The sequence below is a fragment of the Roseomonas sp. F4 genome, from assembly GCF_053891155.1.
This window is the reverse complement of record NZ_JBSSHK010000006.1, coordinates 305,000-318,594: the sequence shown is the minus strand read 5'-3', so window position 1 is coordinate 318,594 and position 13,595 is coordinate 305,000. Positions and strand designations below refer to the sequence as shown.

At 68.7% G+C, this 13,595-nt stretch carries 14 protein-coding genes; 9 read left to right on the top strand and 5 right to left on the bottom strand.

Annotated features, from left to right (window positions below; translation table 11 throughout):
- Window positions 1-36: 36 nt before the first annotated feature.
- The 5 genes from ACVFYP_RS24500 to ACVFYP_RS24480 all read left to right on the top strand — a co-directional run bounded on the left by ACVFYP_RS24500 (window position 37) and on the right by ACVFYP_RS24480 (window position 4,788).
- On the top strand, window positions 37-1,014 hold the full coding sequence (locus tag ACVFYP_RS24500; protein WP_499202852.1) for a TAXI family TRAP transporter solute-binding subunit: 978 nt from the start codon (window positions 37-39) through the stop codon (window positions 1,012-1,014).
- Between the two features lie 128 nt (window positions 1,015-1,142).
- A complete protein-coding gene (locus ACVFYP_RS24495) occupies window positions 1,143-3,152 on the top strand; it encodes a TRAP transporter permease (RefSeq protein WP_499202851.1) in 2,010 nt (669 codons plus the stop codon).
- The gene (locus ACVFYP_RS24490; protein WP_499202850.1) at window positions 3,152-3,478 is read left to right on the top strand and encodes a hypothetical protein; all 327 of its coding nucleotides are present in this window, start codon (window positions 3,152-3,154) and stop codon (window positions 3,476-3,478) included. The genes ACVFYP_RS24495 and ACVFYP_RS24490 overlap by 1 nt, the downstream gene beginning before the upstream one ends.
- 91 nt (window positions 3,479-3,569) lie before the next feature.
- Window positions 3,570-4,175, top strand: a complete 606-nt coding sequence (locus ACVFYP_RS24485) for a PadR family transcriptional regulator (RefSeq protein ID WP_499202849.1) — start codon at window positions 3,570-3,572, stop codon at window positions 4,173-4,175.
- Window positions 4,176-4,179: 4 nt separating this feature from the next.
- Window positions 4,180-4,788: a LysE family translocator gene (locus ACVFYP_RS24480; RefSeq protein ID WP_499202848.1), complete on the top strand. Its 609-nt coding sequence runs from the start codon at window positions 4,180-4,182 to the stop codon at window positions 4,786-4,788.
- A gap of 4 nt (window positions 4,789-4,792) precedes the next feature.
- On the opposite strand, the gene ACVFYP_RS24475 is transcribed toward ACVFYP_RS24480, so the two are convergent.
- Genes ACVFYP_RS24475 through ACVFYP_RS24460 form a run of 4 tightly spaced genes read right to left on the bottom strand, consistent with a single transcriptional unit; the run spans window position 4,793 to window position 8,172 of the window.
- Complete coding sequence (locus tag ACVFYP_RS24475; protein WP_499202847.1) at window positions 4,793-5,845, bottom strand: glycosyltransferase family 4 protein; 1,053 nt, start codon at window positions 5,843-5,845, stop codon at window positions 4,793-4,795.
- A gap of 40 nt (window positions 5,846-5,885) precedes the next feature.
- Window positions 5,886-6,635, bottom strand: coding sequence for an FkbM family methyltransferase (locus ACVFYP_RS24470; protein WP_499202846.1), 750 nt, complete (start codon window positions 6,633-6,635; stop codon window positions 5,886-5,888).
- Window positions 6,632-7,516, bottom strand: a complete 885-nt coding sequence (locus ACVFYP_RS24465; RefSeq protein ID WP_499202845.1) for a VOC family protein — start codon at window positions 7,514-7,516, stop codon at window positions 6,632-6,634. The genes ACVFYP_RS24470 and ACVFYP_RS24465 overlap by 4 nt, the downstream gene beginning before the upstream one ends.
- Complete coding sequence (locus ACVFYP_RS24460; protein ID WP_499202844.1) at window positions 7,513-8,172, bottom strand: glutathione S-transferase; 660 nt, start codon at window positions 8,170-8,172, stop codon at window positions 7,513-7,515. Before ACVFYP_RS24460 ends, ACVFYP_RS24465 begins: the two co-directional genes overlap by 4 nt.
- A 109-nt stretch (window positions 8,173-8,281) precedes the next feature.
- Between ACVFYP_RS24460 and ACVFYP_RS24455 the strand changes: the two genes are divergently transcribed.
- Window positions 8,282-10,219 (top strand): polysaccharide biosynthesis protein, encoded by a 1,938-nt coding sequence (locus tag ACVFYP_RS24455; protein ID WP_499202843.1) that lies wholly within the window; start codon window positions 8,282-8,284, stop codon window positions 10,217-10,219.
- 225 nt (window positions 10,220-10,444) lie between these two features.
- On the opposite strand, the gene ACVFYP_RS24450 is transcribed toward ACVFYP_RS24455, so the two are convergent.
- Entirely contained in the window at window positions 10,445-11,338 is an 894-nt protein-coding gene (locus ACVFYP_RS24450; RefSeq protein WP_499202842.1) for a DUF3800 domain-containing protein, read from the bottom strand.
- Between the two features lie 166 nt (window positions 11,339-11,504).
- Here ACVFYP_RS24450 and rph point away from each other — a divergent pair, with 166 nt between their 5' ends.
- The 3 genes from rph to ACVFYP_RS24435 are packed head-to-tail and all read left to right on the top strand — an operon-like array spanning window position 11,505 to window position 13,590.
- Complete coding sequence (gene rph / locus ACVFYP_RS24445) at window positions 11,505-12,257, top strand: ribonuclease PH (protein WP_499202841.1); 753 nt, start codon at window positions 11,505-11,507, stop codon at window positions 12,255-12,257.
- Window positions 12,254-12,871 (top strand): non-canonical purine NTP pyrophosphatase, encoded by a 618-nt coding sequence (locus ACVFYP_RS24440; protein WP_499202840.1) that lies wholly within the window; start codon window positions 12,254-12,256, stop codon window positions 12,869-12,871. Before rph ends, ACVFYP_RS24440 begins: the two co-directional genes overlap by 4 nt.
- A complete protein-coding gene (locus tag ACVFYP_RS24435; RefSeq protein WP_499202839.1) occupies window positions 12,868-13,590 on the top strand; it encodes a hypothetical protein in 723 nt (240 codons plus the stop codon). Before ACVFYP_RS24440 ends, ACVFYP_RS24435 begins: the two co-directional genes overlap by 4 nt.
- Window positions 13,591-13,595: the final 5 nt, after the last annotated feature.

Genomic DNA, 13,595 nt, shown 5'->3' with positions numbered 1-13,595 from the left:
GGCGTCCAAGAATTAAAATAGGGAGATTCCGGAAAGATGACCCTCCATATCGGTCGACGTGCCCTTGCCATGGGCGCGACAGCGCTCGCCCTGCCGGGTCTCGCGCGCGCGCAGGGCGCCACGCAGATGGCCATCGCCACCGGCACCACGGGCGGCGTTTATTATCCGCTCGGTGGGGCGCTGGCGAATTACCTGTCGCGCAATATTCCTGGCATGTCCGCCACCGTGGAGGTCACGGGCGGTTCCGTTGCCAACTTCCAGCTGCTCGGCGCCGGGCGCGTCGGCCTGGTCTTCGGCCAGGTCGATGCGGCGGTGGACGGGCTGCGGGGCGCGGGTCCGTTCCGTGGCCGCGCCGTCGCCGCGCGTGCCATCGCCGTGCTCTACACCAACCGCATGCAGGTGGTGACGACGGCGGCGACGGGCATCCGCTCCATCGCCGACATGAAGGGCAAGCGCGTCTCCACCGGCGCGCCGGGTTCGGCGACGGAGCTGTTCGCCTTCCGCGTCATCGCCGCAGCCGGCCTCGACCGCGACAAGGATTTCCGCGCACGCGAAAGGCTGTCCCCGGCGGAGAGCACCAATGCGATCCGCGACGGCAAGATCGACGCCTATTTCTTCGTCTCCGGCGTGCCGACCAGCGCCATCACCGATCTGGCGGCGACGCCGGGCACGACGATGCATCTGGTCGACCATGCCGATCTGCATCAGAAGATCGTCGCCGAGAACGGCCCGGTCTATTTCCCCGAAGTCATCCCGGCCGGCACCTATCCAGGTCAGACGACGGAGAACAAGCAGCTCTCCGTCGCCAATATCCTCGCGGTCCGTGAAGACATGGGCGCGGAGATGGTCACCAATATCCTGCGCACCACCTGGGACAATCGCGCCGACTGGGCGCGGGTGCATGCCGAGGCACGCAACTTCGACCTCGACAAGCAGAAGACCGCGGCGGCCGGCATTCCCTGGCATCCGGCGGCCGAAGCCTTCTGGCGGGCGGCCGGCGCCAGCCTGGCCTGACCTTGTGCCGGGGCCGCCACCGCGCGGCCCCGGTTTTCATATCACCGGCACGATGCGACACCCGGGCATCCCAGCCACCGGCCCGTCGCGCTTTCCCGATCCGCCATCCGGCGCCGGAGGCTTTCCGCATGTCGTCCACCCTGCTGCCGCCCGAGGTGCCGAAGGGCGCCCTGGATGAGGCCACCACAGCCCGGCTCGAGGAGCTGATCGAGCAGGAGGAGGGCGCGCAGAATCGCCTGTCCGGCCTGCTCGGTCATGCCGCCGTCGCCGTCGCGGTGGCGATGAGCCTGTTTCACCTCTGGGCGGCCTGGGACATCGTGCCCACCACCACGCTGCGCTACGTGCATGTCGGCTTCGCCATGGTGCTGGGCTTCGCCCTGTTCCCCGCCAGCCGTCGCTTCCGCCATCGCGTGATGGTCTGGGACTGGGCGCTGGTCGCGGCCGGCATCTATTGCATCTGGTATCTGATCGCCGGCGGCGACGATCTTCAGGACCGCTATGTCTTCCCCGAGCCGATGGACATCGTCGTCGGCTGGATGCTGATCGCCCTGGTGCTGGAGGTGACGCGCCGCGCCACGGGCTGGATCATGCCGGCCGTGTCCATCGCCTTCCTGCTCTACGCCTTCTTCGGCAACCACCTGTCGCCACCCTGGCAGCACCAGGGCTACGACGCCGAACGGCTGGTGCCGCATATCACCATCACGCTGGAGGGTATCTTCGGCACGGCGATCGACGTTTCCGCCACGCTGATCGTGCTGTTCACCATCTATGGCGCGATCCTGCAGGCCAGCGGCGCCGGCAAGTTCTTCGTCGATTTCTCCTTCAGCCTGACCGGCGGCAAGCCCTCCAGCGCCGGGCGCACCGTGGTGCTCTCGTCCTTCCTGCTGGGCGGGCCATCGGGGTCGGGCGTTGCCACCACCGTCACGCTCGGCACCGTCGCCTGGCCGATGATGAAGCAGGTGGGCTACCGCGCGGATGATGCTGGCGGGCTGCTGGCGGCCGGTGGACTTGGGGCCATCATCTCTCCGCCCGTGATGGGGGCGGCCGCCTTCCTGATCTCGGAATATCTGAAGATCGGCTATCTCGACGTCATCCTGATGGCAGTGATTCCGACCTGCCTCTACTACGCCTCCCTGCTGTTCATGGTGGAGCTGGATCAGCGGCGCATTGCCGGGGTGCTGGCGGCGAACCCGGACGCGCCGCGGCCGGTGCCGATGAAGGTGGACCCGGTCGGCAAGCTGCTGCGCGAATACGGCTTCCACTTCTCCACCCTGGTCGCGATCATCGCCTTCATGGCGGTGGGCTATTCGCCGACGCTGTCGGTGCTCTACGCCATGCTGGTCGCCGTGGCGCTGTCCTACATCAAGCGGGAGACGGCGCTGACGCCGCGGCGGCTGATGGAGGCGCTGGCCGCCGGCGCCGTCCAGTCGGTCGGCATCGCCGCCACCTGCGCCTGCGCCGGCATCATCGTCGGCGTCATCACCCTGACCGGGCTTGGGCTGAAGTTCAGCGATATCGCGATCCAGGCGGCGGGCGGGTCGCTGGTGGTCACCGCGATCTACACCGCGTTGATCGTCTGGGTGGTCGGCCTCGCCGTGCCGGTGACGGCCAGCTACATCATCTGCGCGGTGGTCGCGGCACCGGCGCTGATGCGGCTCGGCGTGCCGGATTACGCGGCGCATATGTTCGTCTTCTACTATGCGGTGCTCAGCGAGGTCTCACCGCCCACCGCGCTGTCGCCCTTCGCCGCCAGCGCCATCACCGGCGCGGGGCCCTACCGCACCACCTTCCAGGCCTGGAAATACACCCTGCCCGCCTTCGTGCTGCCCTTCGTCTTCGTGACGGACCCGGAAGGCGTGGCGCTGCTGCTGAACCTGGAAGGCGACATGACCTGGGTGGATGTCGTCTGGCAGACCTTGCTGGCGACCATCGGCCTGGCCGCGCTGGCGGCGGCCTGCCAGGGCTATCTGCGGCGGAGCATGGCGGGCTGGGAACGCATGGTGCTGGCGGTGGCCGGCGTGCTGGTGATTTTCCCGGCGCTGCTGGGCGGGCTGGTGCCGCATCCGCATCTGGTCGGGCTGGCGGTGGTGGCCGGGTTGGTGGCGTTGCAGGTTCGCCCCAGGCCGGCGCTGGCCTGATGCGAACCATGCTGGCGCTGGCGGCGGCCCTGCTGCTGGCGCCTGTCGCCGGGCAGGCGCAGGCGCCCGCCAGCCGCGACTGGAATGCCGAGAAATGCGCCCGCTACGCGGAAATGTGGCCTGAGGCGCTGGCGCGCTTCGGGCGTGCGGGGCTGAGCGCGGAGTTCCTCGATCGGCATGAGACCTTCCTCGAATCCCGCTGCCGGTCGCGGGTGGAGGTCTGCCCGCGCTCGCCGCAGGAACTGGCGCTGGCCGATGCCATGACCATCGCCGCGATGAATGCCGGCACGGCCAGCAGCTTCGTGCCCTTCCGCTGCAGCGGCTGAAGGCGACCTGTTACGTTCTGTCACTTGAAGGCGAGGCAGTCTCGATATATCTGAAAATTCGATAGATCGAAACTGCTACGAAGAGAGTGACATGCATCATCATCGACATCACGACCGCCACCACGACCAGGGCGAACGGCGCTTCGCCCGGGGACCCTCGCGCGACGGGGACCATCATGGCCATGGCCACAATTTCGGGCGTCTGCACGGCCGCATGCGCGGCCAGGGCGGCGGGCGCAGCGGCCGCCTGTTCGACCATGGCGAGCTGCGCCTGGTCGTGCTGGCCCTGGTCGCGGAACAGCCGCGCCATGGCTATGAACTCATCAAGGAGATCGAGGACCGCGTCGCCGGCACCTACAGCCCCAGCCCCGGCGTCATCTATCCGACCCTGACGATGCTGGAGGAGTTGGGCCACACCACGGTGGCCGAGAGCGCCGGCAAGAAGCTCTATGCCATCACGGCGGAGGGCACGGCCTGGCTGGCGGCGAACCAGCCGGCCGTGGATGCGGCGCTGGCCCGCATGCAGGCGGTGAAGGCAGCCAACAGCGGCGGTCCCCTGCCGGAAGTGATGCGCGCGACCGAGAACCTGAAGCTGGCCCTGCGGCTCCGCCTCGGGCGTGGCCCGCTGAGCGAGGAGCAGGTGCGCGCCATCGCCGCCGCGCTGGATGCCGCCGCCACCGCTATCGAACGGAGCTGAGGCGATGGAGGTTTCCGCCCTGCTGCTTTTCGCAGCCTCCTACCTCGCGGTGCTGATCCTGCCGGGGCCGAGCGTCACGGCGCTGATCGCGCGGGTTCTGGCCCAGGGGATGGCCGGCGCGCCGGCCTTCGTCGCCGGCGTGGTCACCGCGGCGCTGCTCTGGTTCACCTTGGCCGCGACGGGCCTGGCGCTGCTGGCCGCCTCGCTGGGCGGTGTGTTCGAGGTGCTGCGCTATGCGGGCGCGGCCTATCTTCTGTACCTCGCCTGGAAGCTGTGGCGGGCGCCCATCCGGCCCTTCGCGGCACCGCCGATGGCCGCCGATGCGGGGCGGATGTTTCTGGCGGGGCTGGCGGTCAATCTCGGCAATCCGAAGGCGATGATGTTCTTCTTCGCCTTGCTGCCGACCGTGGTGGATCTCGGCGGGCTGACGCTGCTGGGGTTCTTCGAACTGGCCTTGGTCACGGCCTGCATCTGCGCCGGCGTGCTGATGGGCTATGCGCTGGCGGCGGCGCGGGCGCGGCGGCTGTTCACCTCGCCACGCGCCCTGCGGCTGATGAACCGGGGCGGCGGCGTGGTGATGGCCGGCACGGCGGTGACCATCGTGGCGCGGTGAGGCGCTACCGCCAGCCGAGGCCCGCCCTGCGCATCCGGCGAATGACGTAGGCCAGCCAAAGCCCCTGCACGGCCAGCGCCGGCAGCACGACAAGCGGCTTGGCCTCCGGCGCCAGGCGCAGGAACAGCAGTGCCAATGCGGCGTGAAACAGCGCAAAACCCCAGTGCAGGGCGGCGACCAGGCGGGTCGGCACGCCGCTGCGCTGGGCGAGCTGGTACAGATGGGTCCGGTGGCCCTCGGCCAGCCTTTCGCGCATCCATGCGCGTCGGGCGAGGGTGAAGCCGGCGTCGAACAGCAGCCCGAAGATCAGCAGCGGCACGATGAGGAAGGAGATCTGCTGGCCATCGAAGCGAGAACTGGCCACGGCCAGTACCGCGAACATGAAGCCGGAAAACTGGCTGCCGACATCGCCCATGAAGATGCGGGCGCGGTGCAGGTTGAAGGGCAGGAATCCGGCAAAGCCCGCGGCCAGGAACAGCGCGGCGGCATAGACGAACCAGCCGCCCTGCAGCGCCGCGATCAGCGCCAAGGCGGCGCTGGCCAGCAGCAGCGTGCCGCCCACCAGCCCGTCCAGCCCATCCATGAAGTTCACCGCATTGGTGCAGCCGATGATCCAGATCAGCGTCAGCACCACGCCGACCCAGCCCAGATCCACCACCCCGATCCAGGGCAGCGCGAGCCGCGACAGCACCAGCCCGCTGCCCACCGCGACCAGCGCCGCCAAAGCCTGCGCCCCCAGCCGCAGCCGCGCTGACAGGTCCTTCACATCATCGACCAGCGCCACCCCCGCGATCGCCACCGCGGCCAGGATCACGCCGATGAATTGCGGGTCGGCGATGCGGGCATAGGTGGCGGTCAGAAACAGCGCCGACATGCCGCCCAGGAAGGCCACCACCACGCCCAGCCCCCCGCCGCGCGGGGTCGGCCGGCTATGCGCGCTGCGCGCATTCGGCTGGTCCAGGATCGGGAAGGCGATCATCAGCCGCACCACCAGGGCGGAGAGCACGGCGAGCGATCCGGCGAAGGCGAGATGCTCGATCAGGGCGCGGAACTGCATGGCGCCGCCCTGTGCCCCTTGTGGGGCGCTTCGGCAAGGGTCACGGCATCAGCCGCGCCGGCTCCAGGCTGGCATAGACATCGCCGGAGTTGGCGGTGTGCGGCAGGGCGGCGATCCAGTCCGCCATGGCGGCGGCGGTCAGCGGCGTCCCATGGGCGAAGCGCATCCCCTCCCCCAGGCAGGCATTGAAGTGCCGGTAGCCGAGGGCCGAGAGCCGCTCCAGGCACTGCGCCGCCACGATCCGTTGGATGGTGGTGAATTCGAAGGACAGGCTGCGCGGGGGGCGGGTCAGGCCCGACAGGGCGACCGCCTCATAGCCCTCCACGTCGATCTTCAGGAAATCCGGCGCGCCGTGTTCGGCGGCCAGCGCATCCAGCGTCGTCACCGGCAGGGTCAGCTCCGTGTCCCAGACCTGGCCCTCCCAGCCCTCCGCGCCGGCGGCGGCGGCGATGAAATCGGGCGAGGCGCTGGCCACGGTGGGATTGTGCGAATTGACCCGCAGTGTGGCGGTGCCTGGCTCGGCGCCGACCAGGGCGGAGACCAGGGTGAAGCCGTGGGTGCGGCCATGCAGCAGGCGCAGCAGCCGGGCGAGGCGGGGCTGCGGCTCCACCGCCAGGGCACGGGCGCCGAGGCGCAGGAAGCTGGCGGCGCGGTCGCCGACATGGCTGCCGACATCAAAGCCCAGCTCACCCGGGCCGAGGAAGCGCGCGTAAAAACCGTCCAGTGCCGGGGCACGGCCGGGGGCGTAGTAACTACGCAGCGAATGGCGGATGGCGGCGGTGGTGGTCACGCGAAGACCACGGCCGCGCCGCCGGCCACCTCGGGCGGCACCATGATGCCGTCCGGTGCCTCCCGCGTCGGCAGCCCGGCCAGCACGGCACGGGCGGCCTTTCCGGCATCGTCGGTGCGGATCACCAGGCCGGCAATGAAGGGCAGGTCGGGCACGGCGACGCCGGGCAGCACCTGGTCCAGCACCGCGGGCGGCAGGATGCGCAGATGGGTCGGCAAAGCGGGCGAGAAGGGTCCCGCGCCGCCGGCCACACCCGGCAGGGTCAGCACGAAGCCGCCCAAGGGGTCCGGCCGCGCCGGCTGCCCGGTGAGGCGGGACAGGCGCGAGGCCGTCTCGGCAGGCTCCGCGGCGGCCAGAATGGTGGTTTCCAGCGCCACGGCGCCGTTGCGATGGCCCATCCAGCGGCGGTCCCAGACCAGTTCGGGCGTCAGGTGCTGGATCAGCTGCATGCGGCCCTCCGGCGCGTCCGGGAAGGGCAGGCGGGCGAAGCGGGCGATCGCGCCGCCTTCCTCCACCGGGCGTTGCAGCCAGGAGACGCCGGGGATGTCGAGCCCACCCTTGCGCAGCCGCGCCAGATTGCCCTCCGCATCCTGGATGCCGAAGGCGATGATATGGGCGCCGGTGTAGCGCGCCAGGAAGCGGTCCAGGCCATTGGCGAACAGGGCCGGGTCCACCAGCCCCAATAGCTCGATATAGCCATGGTCCAGGAAGGCGCAGCGATTGCCGGTGCCGAAGGGCTCCACCGGGCCTTCGGGCGTCCGCTTGCCGGATTGCTGGGCGAAGGGGGAGAGCGCGAAGCCCATGCGTTCCCAGGCGCTGATCAGCGCCGGCAGGTCGGCGGTGCAGAGGCCGACATGGTCGAGCGTGGTGGCAAAGCTCACAGCGCGGGGCTTTCGTATTTCGGCAGCAGCCATTCGGCGGGTTCGGCGGCGGCCTCCCGGTACCAGCGATCGACCAGGAGATGGGCGCGGACGGCCGCGACATAGGCCTGGCTGGCGGCCGAGAGATCGGGCTTCCAGGTCAGGAAGCGGGCGACGACGGGGGCGTACATGGCATCCACCAGGCCAAATTCCGCGCCCATCAGGAAGGGGCCGCCATAGAGGCCCAACGCCTCCGCCCAGATCGCCTCGATACGGGCGATGTCGGCCAGGCTGTCCGGATTGCGGCCATGGCCCGGGAATTCACGGCCGAGATTCATCGGCATGGCCATGCGCAGCCCGCGAAAGCCGGCATGCATTTCGGAGGCGATGGAGCGCGCATGGGCGCGCGCCGTGCGGTCGCGCGGCCAGAGGTCCGCCTTCATCTCCGCGCAGTATTCGGCGATGGCCAGGCTTTCCCAAATGCGGGCGCCGCGATGTTCCAGATAGGGAACCAGGGCGTTGGGAGAAACGGCCTTGATCGCCACCGTGCCGCCGCCACCGGCCAGCGGAATCACCTCCTCCGTCACATCGAGCTGCGCCAGATGCACCATGAGCCAGCCGCGCAGGCTCCAGGAGGAGTAGCGCTTGGTCCCGATCACCAGCCTGCCTTCGGACATCCTCTGCCCCCTTTTGTCTTGGCGAGAAATTGGCACGAAGACGGGGCGGCGTCGAACCTCCGGATGGCGTCGCCTTCCGGCGCGCCTCCGGCACGGCTAATAGAGCAAAATGGCGGCATCGGCGCGGGATCGCATTCTTCTCAATCTGGGGCTGGACGCGCTGGTGGCGGCGCTCGCCCTGCCTGCGGCCGTCTGGCTCGCGGCGCCGGGCCACTGGCCGCCGGGGCTCTGGTGGCTCGGCGCGGTGCCGGGCGCCGTGGCGGGGCTGCTGCTGGCCGGGCTGCCGCTGCGGCTGCCGCGGCAGTACTGGCGCTTCGCCTCCCTGCCCGAATTGCTGGCGAGTTCCGGCGCGGCGCTGGGCGGCGCGGTGCTGTTCTGGATCGGGCTGTACCTGATCGACGCCTGGCACCCGAACAATATCGGCTTTCCGGTGATCCATGCGCTGGTGCTGGCGGCGCTGCTGGCCGCGCCCCGCATCGCCGCGCGCTTGCAGCATGCCGGCCGCGCCGGGCCGCTGAGCGAGACGCCGGCGCAGCCCGCCTTGCTGGTGGGCGCAGGGGATGGGGCGGATCTGTTCATCCGGGCGCTGGCCCAGGAACGCAGCCCGGCCTACCGGGTGGTGGGGATTCTGTCGCAGCGGGCGCGGCAGCTCGGCCGGCGCATCCATGGCCTGCCGATCCTCGGCACGGTGGAGGATGCAGCGACCGTGCTGGATGGGCTGCGCGAGGAAGGGCGGCTGCCGGCCCAGATCATCCTGGCGACGCCCGATCTGCAAGGCGCGGCGCTGCAACGCCTGCTGGATGCGGCGGACCGCCACGGCGTGCCGGTGAAGCGCGCCCCGCGGGTGACGGCGCTCGGCCCGGCCAGCCGTCGGCCGGGCGAACGCGCGGAGCCGGAACAGCGCGTGCGGCTGCGCCCGGTGGAAATCGAGGATCTGTTGGACCGCCCGCAGGTGCCGCTGGACCGCGAAGGCATGGCCCGGCTGGTGCAGGGCAAGCGCGTGCTGGTGACGGGCGCCGGCGGGACCATCGGCGGGGAGTTGGCGCGGCAGGTGGCGGCGCTGGGTCCTGCCAGCCTGACGCTGCTCGATCACGGCGAATACGTGCTGTACGAAATCGACCTGGAGCTGCGGGAGCGGCACCCGGCCGTGCCTCGGCGGGCCGTGCTGGCCGATGTGCGCGATGCGGAGCGGATCGGGCGCCTGTTCGCCGAGATCAAGCCGGAGCTGGTCTTCCATGCGGCGGCGCTGAAGCATGTGCCGATGGTCGAGAACGACCCGATGGAAGGCCTGCTGACCAATGCCGCCGGCACCCGCGTGGTGGCCGATGCGGCCAGGGCCTCCGGCTGTTCGCTGATGGTGTTCATCTCCACCGACAAGGCGGTGAACCCGACCAGCGTTATGGGGGCGTCGAAGCGGCTGGCGGAAATGTATTGCCAGGCGCTGGACCGGACGGCGCGGGCCAGCGGAACGGGCATGCGGCTGGTGACGGTGCGCTTCGGCAATGTGCTGGGCTCCACCGGATCCGTGGTGCCGCTGTTCCGCCGCCAGCTGGAGCGCGGCGGGCCACTGACCGTGACCCACCCGGATATGCGCCGCTACTTCATGACGGTGCGGGAGGCGGTGGGGCTGGTGCTGCAGGCGAGCGTGGTCGGCGCCACCGACCGCGCCGACCAGCCGAAGGAGCTGCGCGAGGGCGGTATCTTCGTGCTCGACATGGGCGAGCCCGTGAAGATCGTGGACCTGGCGCGGCGCATGATCCGCCTGGCGGGGCTGCGGCCGGAGGAGGATGTGGAAATCCGCTTCACGGGGCTGCGGCCGGGCGAAAAACTGTTCGAGGAGTTGTTCCACGGGCAGGAGCCGCCGCAGCCGACGAATTTTGCGGGGCTGCTGGTGGCGGTGCCGCGAACGACGGATGTGGCGGAGATGGGGCGGGCGATCGACGAGATCGCGGGGCTGGCCGAGCGAGGCGAGGGCGCGGCGGCACTGGCGCGGCTTTCGGCGCTGGTGCCGGAGTTTGCGCATGAGGATGGGACGGGCGGGGGTTAGATCGGTCTCCTTACCTCGTAGCAGCTATAAAAAATCGTGAGGCATGTTGCTCGGGAGCGTAAATCGAGTCGGATCAATGGGTTGTGGCGGCGCAGCGGCTGCCTGTAAATCCTTGAATATCTTGAGTGAATCTGTCAGATTCCTTCTGGCGAGCTTCGCCGGATAAAACCCGAGTCTCCCTCTAGTGGAGGCAGCCGAACCGACGGTTACCCGCTGATGGGTAGCCTATCCGCGGCCGGTGGTGTGAGGGGCCGGGGGCTCGCCGCTTCTCGTTTTGGGCGCGCCGTAAAACTCAAAGATTTCTCTTTGAGAGTCGCTAAGTGGCGCCCGCTCAAAATTTGGCATAAATTTTACGCCGGTGCCGAAGGCGGTTCCGTGCGGCGCTTTCGCCATTAGTGGCTCCAATATTTTAGCGTAGCTGGGGTCGGCGGGCCGCCCGTCTGATTCTCCCAAAGCTTGGTAAAATGCACTTGTGGCGACATCAGCCAGTTGCAAGCCAGGGCTATTGGCATGATCAAAATTATGAATATCTTGAATATCGAGCGACGACCAGTTAATCTCGTCTCCCCTAAGGAAGAGCGAACCGTTCTTTGACTGAATGTATAATTTCCCCAGATACCCCCTCATAAGGCTGTATGAGTGTCCGCCTCGATTTGAGAATTCGATCCTGACATGGCGTGGTTCCCTATGGCGCCTCATTGAGTGAAGGAAGCAATATCTAGTTATTTTTTCTAGAAGAATTCTAGCCATGAAATTATAAAATACGTTTTTTCCTCCACCCACTCGTTCTGCTCGTGGATTTCTGTACCCCCTCATGTTCGGCTTGTGCGATATCGCCATGAAGCATCTTGTCGATCTATGTTTTGCAAGCTCTTGGCAAGCTATCAGTCGCCTTGATGCGCCCAGCCTCGCAAAATGGACGTCGGATCTTTGGCTTGCTTTCATTGCTTCTAAAATCGTCCGAACGCGCTGCGGTGTTTCTGGAGCTTTGTCCGCCTCTACAACGTAGGCTCCAAGAACAAACCACTCTGATGCGCCACCTGGATCGATTGGGCGGACGCGCTTGATGCCATCATCCCCTGCTTCGTCTATATATGCGACGTAACCTGCGGTTGGCACTTGCTCACCCGACGAAGACAATTCAGCAACAAACCAGCTTCAGAGTCGATTAGCCAGCGGTTTGATGGCTGGGTCGCCTCGGACCATCCCGAGGTTGCAAAAAAAAGGAGGGGGCGCGGGGGAGTTCACTCCCCCGTCTTCTCTGGTCGTGATACGCGCTAGCCCCATGATCGATTTCCCTGCCGGCTTCAAAGCCCCCTTCGTCCGTCCCTCTGGCCGTGTCGCCGATGCGATGCGGGAGGTGACCTTCACCCCTGGTGCCGCGCGGCATGCGGAGGGGTCGTGCCTCATCCGTTTTGGCCTGACGGAGGTGCTCTGCACCGCCAGTGTGGAAAGCCGGGTGCCGCCCTTCCTGCGCAACACGGGCCAGGGCTGGGTCACCGCGGAGTACGGCATGTTGCCGCGTGCCACCCATACGCGGGGGGACCGGGAAGCGGCGCGGGGCAAGCAGTCGGGTCGGACGCAGGAGATTCAGCGGCTGATCGGGCGGTCCTTGCGGGCGGTGACGGATCTCAAGGCGATGGGGGAGATGTCGATCACCCTCGATTGCGATGTGCTGACGGCGGATGGCGGCACGCGCTGCGCCTCCATCACCGGGGCCTGGGTGGCGTTGCACCTCGCCTTCCAGCATTGCGTGAAGATGAATGTGTTGAAGGCGATTCCGCTGCGCGATCATGTCGCCGCCATTTCCTGCGGCATCTGGCAGGGCACGCCGGTGTTGGACCTCGACTATGAGGAGGACAGCAAGGCGGAGACGGACGGCAATTTCGTCATGACCGGTTCGGGCGGCGTGGTGGAGGTGCAGGCGACGGCGGAGGGTGCGCCGTTCAGCGAGGCGGAGCTGCTGAAGCTGATGGCGCTGGCCAAGGCGGGCACCACGAAGCTGTTCGAGATGCAGAAGGTGGCGATCCGCGGATGACTGGGCGGCGGCGACTGACGGAGACCCGGATTGTGCTGGCCTCGCACAATGCGGGGAAGGTGCGGGAAAATGCGGCCTTGTTGGCGCCGCACGGGATTTCCATCGTCAGCGCCAAGGAGCTTGGGCTGCCGGAGCCGGAGGAGACCGAGGACACGTTTTTGGGCAATGCCAGCATCAAGGCGCTGGCGGCGGCGCGGGCCTCCGGCCTTATCGCGCTGGCGGATGACAGCGGGTTTTCCGTCGCCGCGCTGGATGGCGCGCCGGGCGTGCGGACGGCGGATTGGGCGGAGACGCCCGCGGGCCGCGACTACCAGATGGCCATGGCGAAGGTCGAGAAACTGGCGCGGCATGCGTCGGACCGGCGGGCCTGGTTCTCCTGCGCCCTGGTGCTCGCCTGGCCCGATGGGCACACAGAAGGCTTCCTGGGGGAGGCGCATGGCAGCTGGGTCTGGCCGCCGCGCGGGGCCAATGGCTTTGGCTATGACCCGATGTTCGTGCCGGACGGCCTGGCCGAGACGTTTGGGGAGATGACGGCGGAGGCCAAGCACGCCATCAGCCACCGCGCCGCGGCCTTCCGGCTGCTGGCGGAGGCCTGCCTGCCGCCGCCGGGATGATCCGCTGGGGCCTGCTGCTTCTGCTGCTGGCCCTCCCGGCGATGGCGGAGGAGGCCGGGCCGCTGCGGACGGAGGCTGGCGTGGTGGCGCGGGATGCGGCGGCGCTTGGCGCGCTGGTTTGGCTGCATCCGCACTATACCGAGGGGCCGCCCCCCACGGCGCCGGCCTGGACGGCGCGGCTGACGGCGGCGGGCTGGGACCTCTGGCGCTACGACCGCGCCGGCGGGCGGGACCCGCTGGAGGCTGGCGCGGCGGGGCTCGCCGTGGGCAGCGCGGCGTTGCGGGCGCGGGGGTATCGTCGCGTGGTGCTGGTCGGCGAAAGCCGCGGCGCCTTCGTCGCTTTGGTGGCGCTCCGCACCCTGGGCCTGGCGGATGCCGTGGTGCTGGCGGCGCCGGCCGCGCATGGCAGGCAGCTGGAACGGCGCCCGCAGGCGCTGGCCGATTTCAGCGCGGCACTGGCGGCCGCCCGGCTGGGCCCGGGCCAGCGCCTGGCGCTTCTGCTGTTCCGCGACGATGCCTGGGACCCGGACCCCGCCGCCCGCGCCGCCGCCTTCCGCGCCGCCACGGAACGGCTGGGTTTTGCGGGGCTGCTGCTGGACCGGCCGCCCGCACCGATCGGGCATGGCGGGGTGCAGGATGAGGCCTTTGATGGCCTGTTCGGCGCCTGCCTGGCGGGCTTCCTGGATTTTTCGCGCCCGCCGGTTTCGCACTGCCCCTGAGGCGG

What these genes read in the sequence shown, in the direction of transcription:
- ACVFYP_RS24440 (WP_499202840.1), top strand. Translation starts at nt 12,254, where the DNA reads ATGACTGGGCGGCGGCGACTGACGGAGACCCGGATTGTGCTGGCCTCG.
- ACVFYP_RS24475 (WP_499202847.1), bottom strand. Translation starts at nt 5,845, where the DNA reads ATGCAGTTCCGCGCCCTGATCGAGCATCTCGCCTTCGCCGGATCGCTC.
- ACVFYP_RS24490 (WP_499202850.1), top strand. Translation starts at nt 3,152, where the DNA reads ATGCGAACCATGCTGGCGCTGGCGGCGGCCCTGCTGCTGGCGCCTGTC.
- ACVFYP_RS24435 (WP_499202839.1), top strand. Translation starts at nt 12,868, where the DNA reads ATGATCCGCTGGGGCCTGCTGCTTCTGCTGCTGGCCCTCCCGGCGATG.
- ACVFYP_RS24460 (WP_499202844.1), bottom strand. Translation starts at nt 8,172, where the DNA reads ATGTCCGAAGGCAGGCTGGTGATCGGGACCAAGCGCTACTCCTCCTGG.
- ACVFYP_RS24485 (WP_499202849.1), top strand. Translation starts at nt 3,570, where the DNA reads ATGCATCATCATCGACATCACGACCGCCACCACGACCAGGGCGAACGG.
- ACVFYP_RS24480 (WP_499202848.1), top strand. Translation starts at nt 4,180, where the DNA reads ATGGAGGTTTCCGCCCTGCTGCTTTTCGCAGCCTCCTACCTCGCGGTG.
- ACVFYP_RS24455 (WP_499202843.1), top strand. Translation starts at nt 8,282, where the DNA reads ATGGCGGCATCGGCGCGGGATCGCATTCTTCTCAATCTGGGGCTGGAC.
- rph (WP_499202841.1), top strand. Translation starts at nt 11,505, where the DNA reads ATGATCGATTTCCCTGCCGGCTTCAAAGCCCCCTTCGTCCGTCCCTCT.
- ACVFYP_RS24495 (WP_499202851.1), top strand. Translation starts at nt 1,143, where the DNA reads ATGTCGTCCACCCTGCTGCCGCCCGAGGTGCCGAAGGGCGCCCTGGAT.
- ACVFYP_RS24500 (WP_499202852.1), top strand. Translation starts at nt 37, where the DNA reads ATGACCCTCCATATCGGTCGACGTGCCCTTGCCATGGGCGCGACAGCG.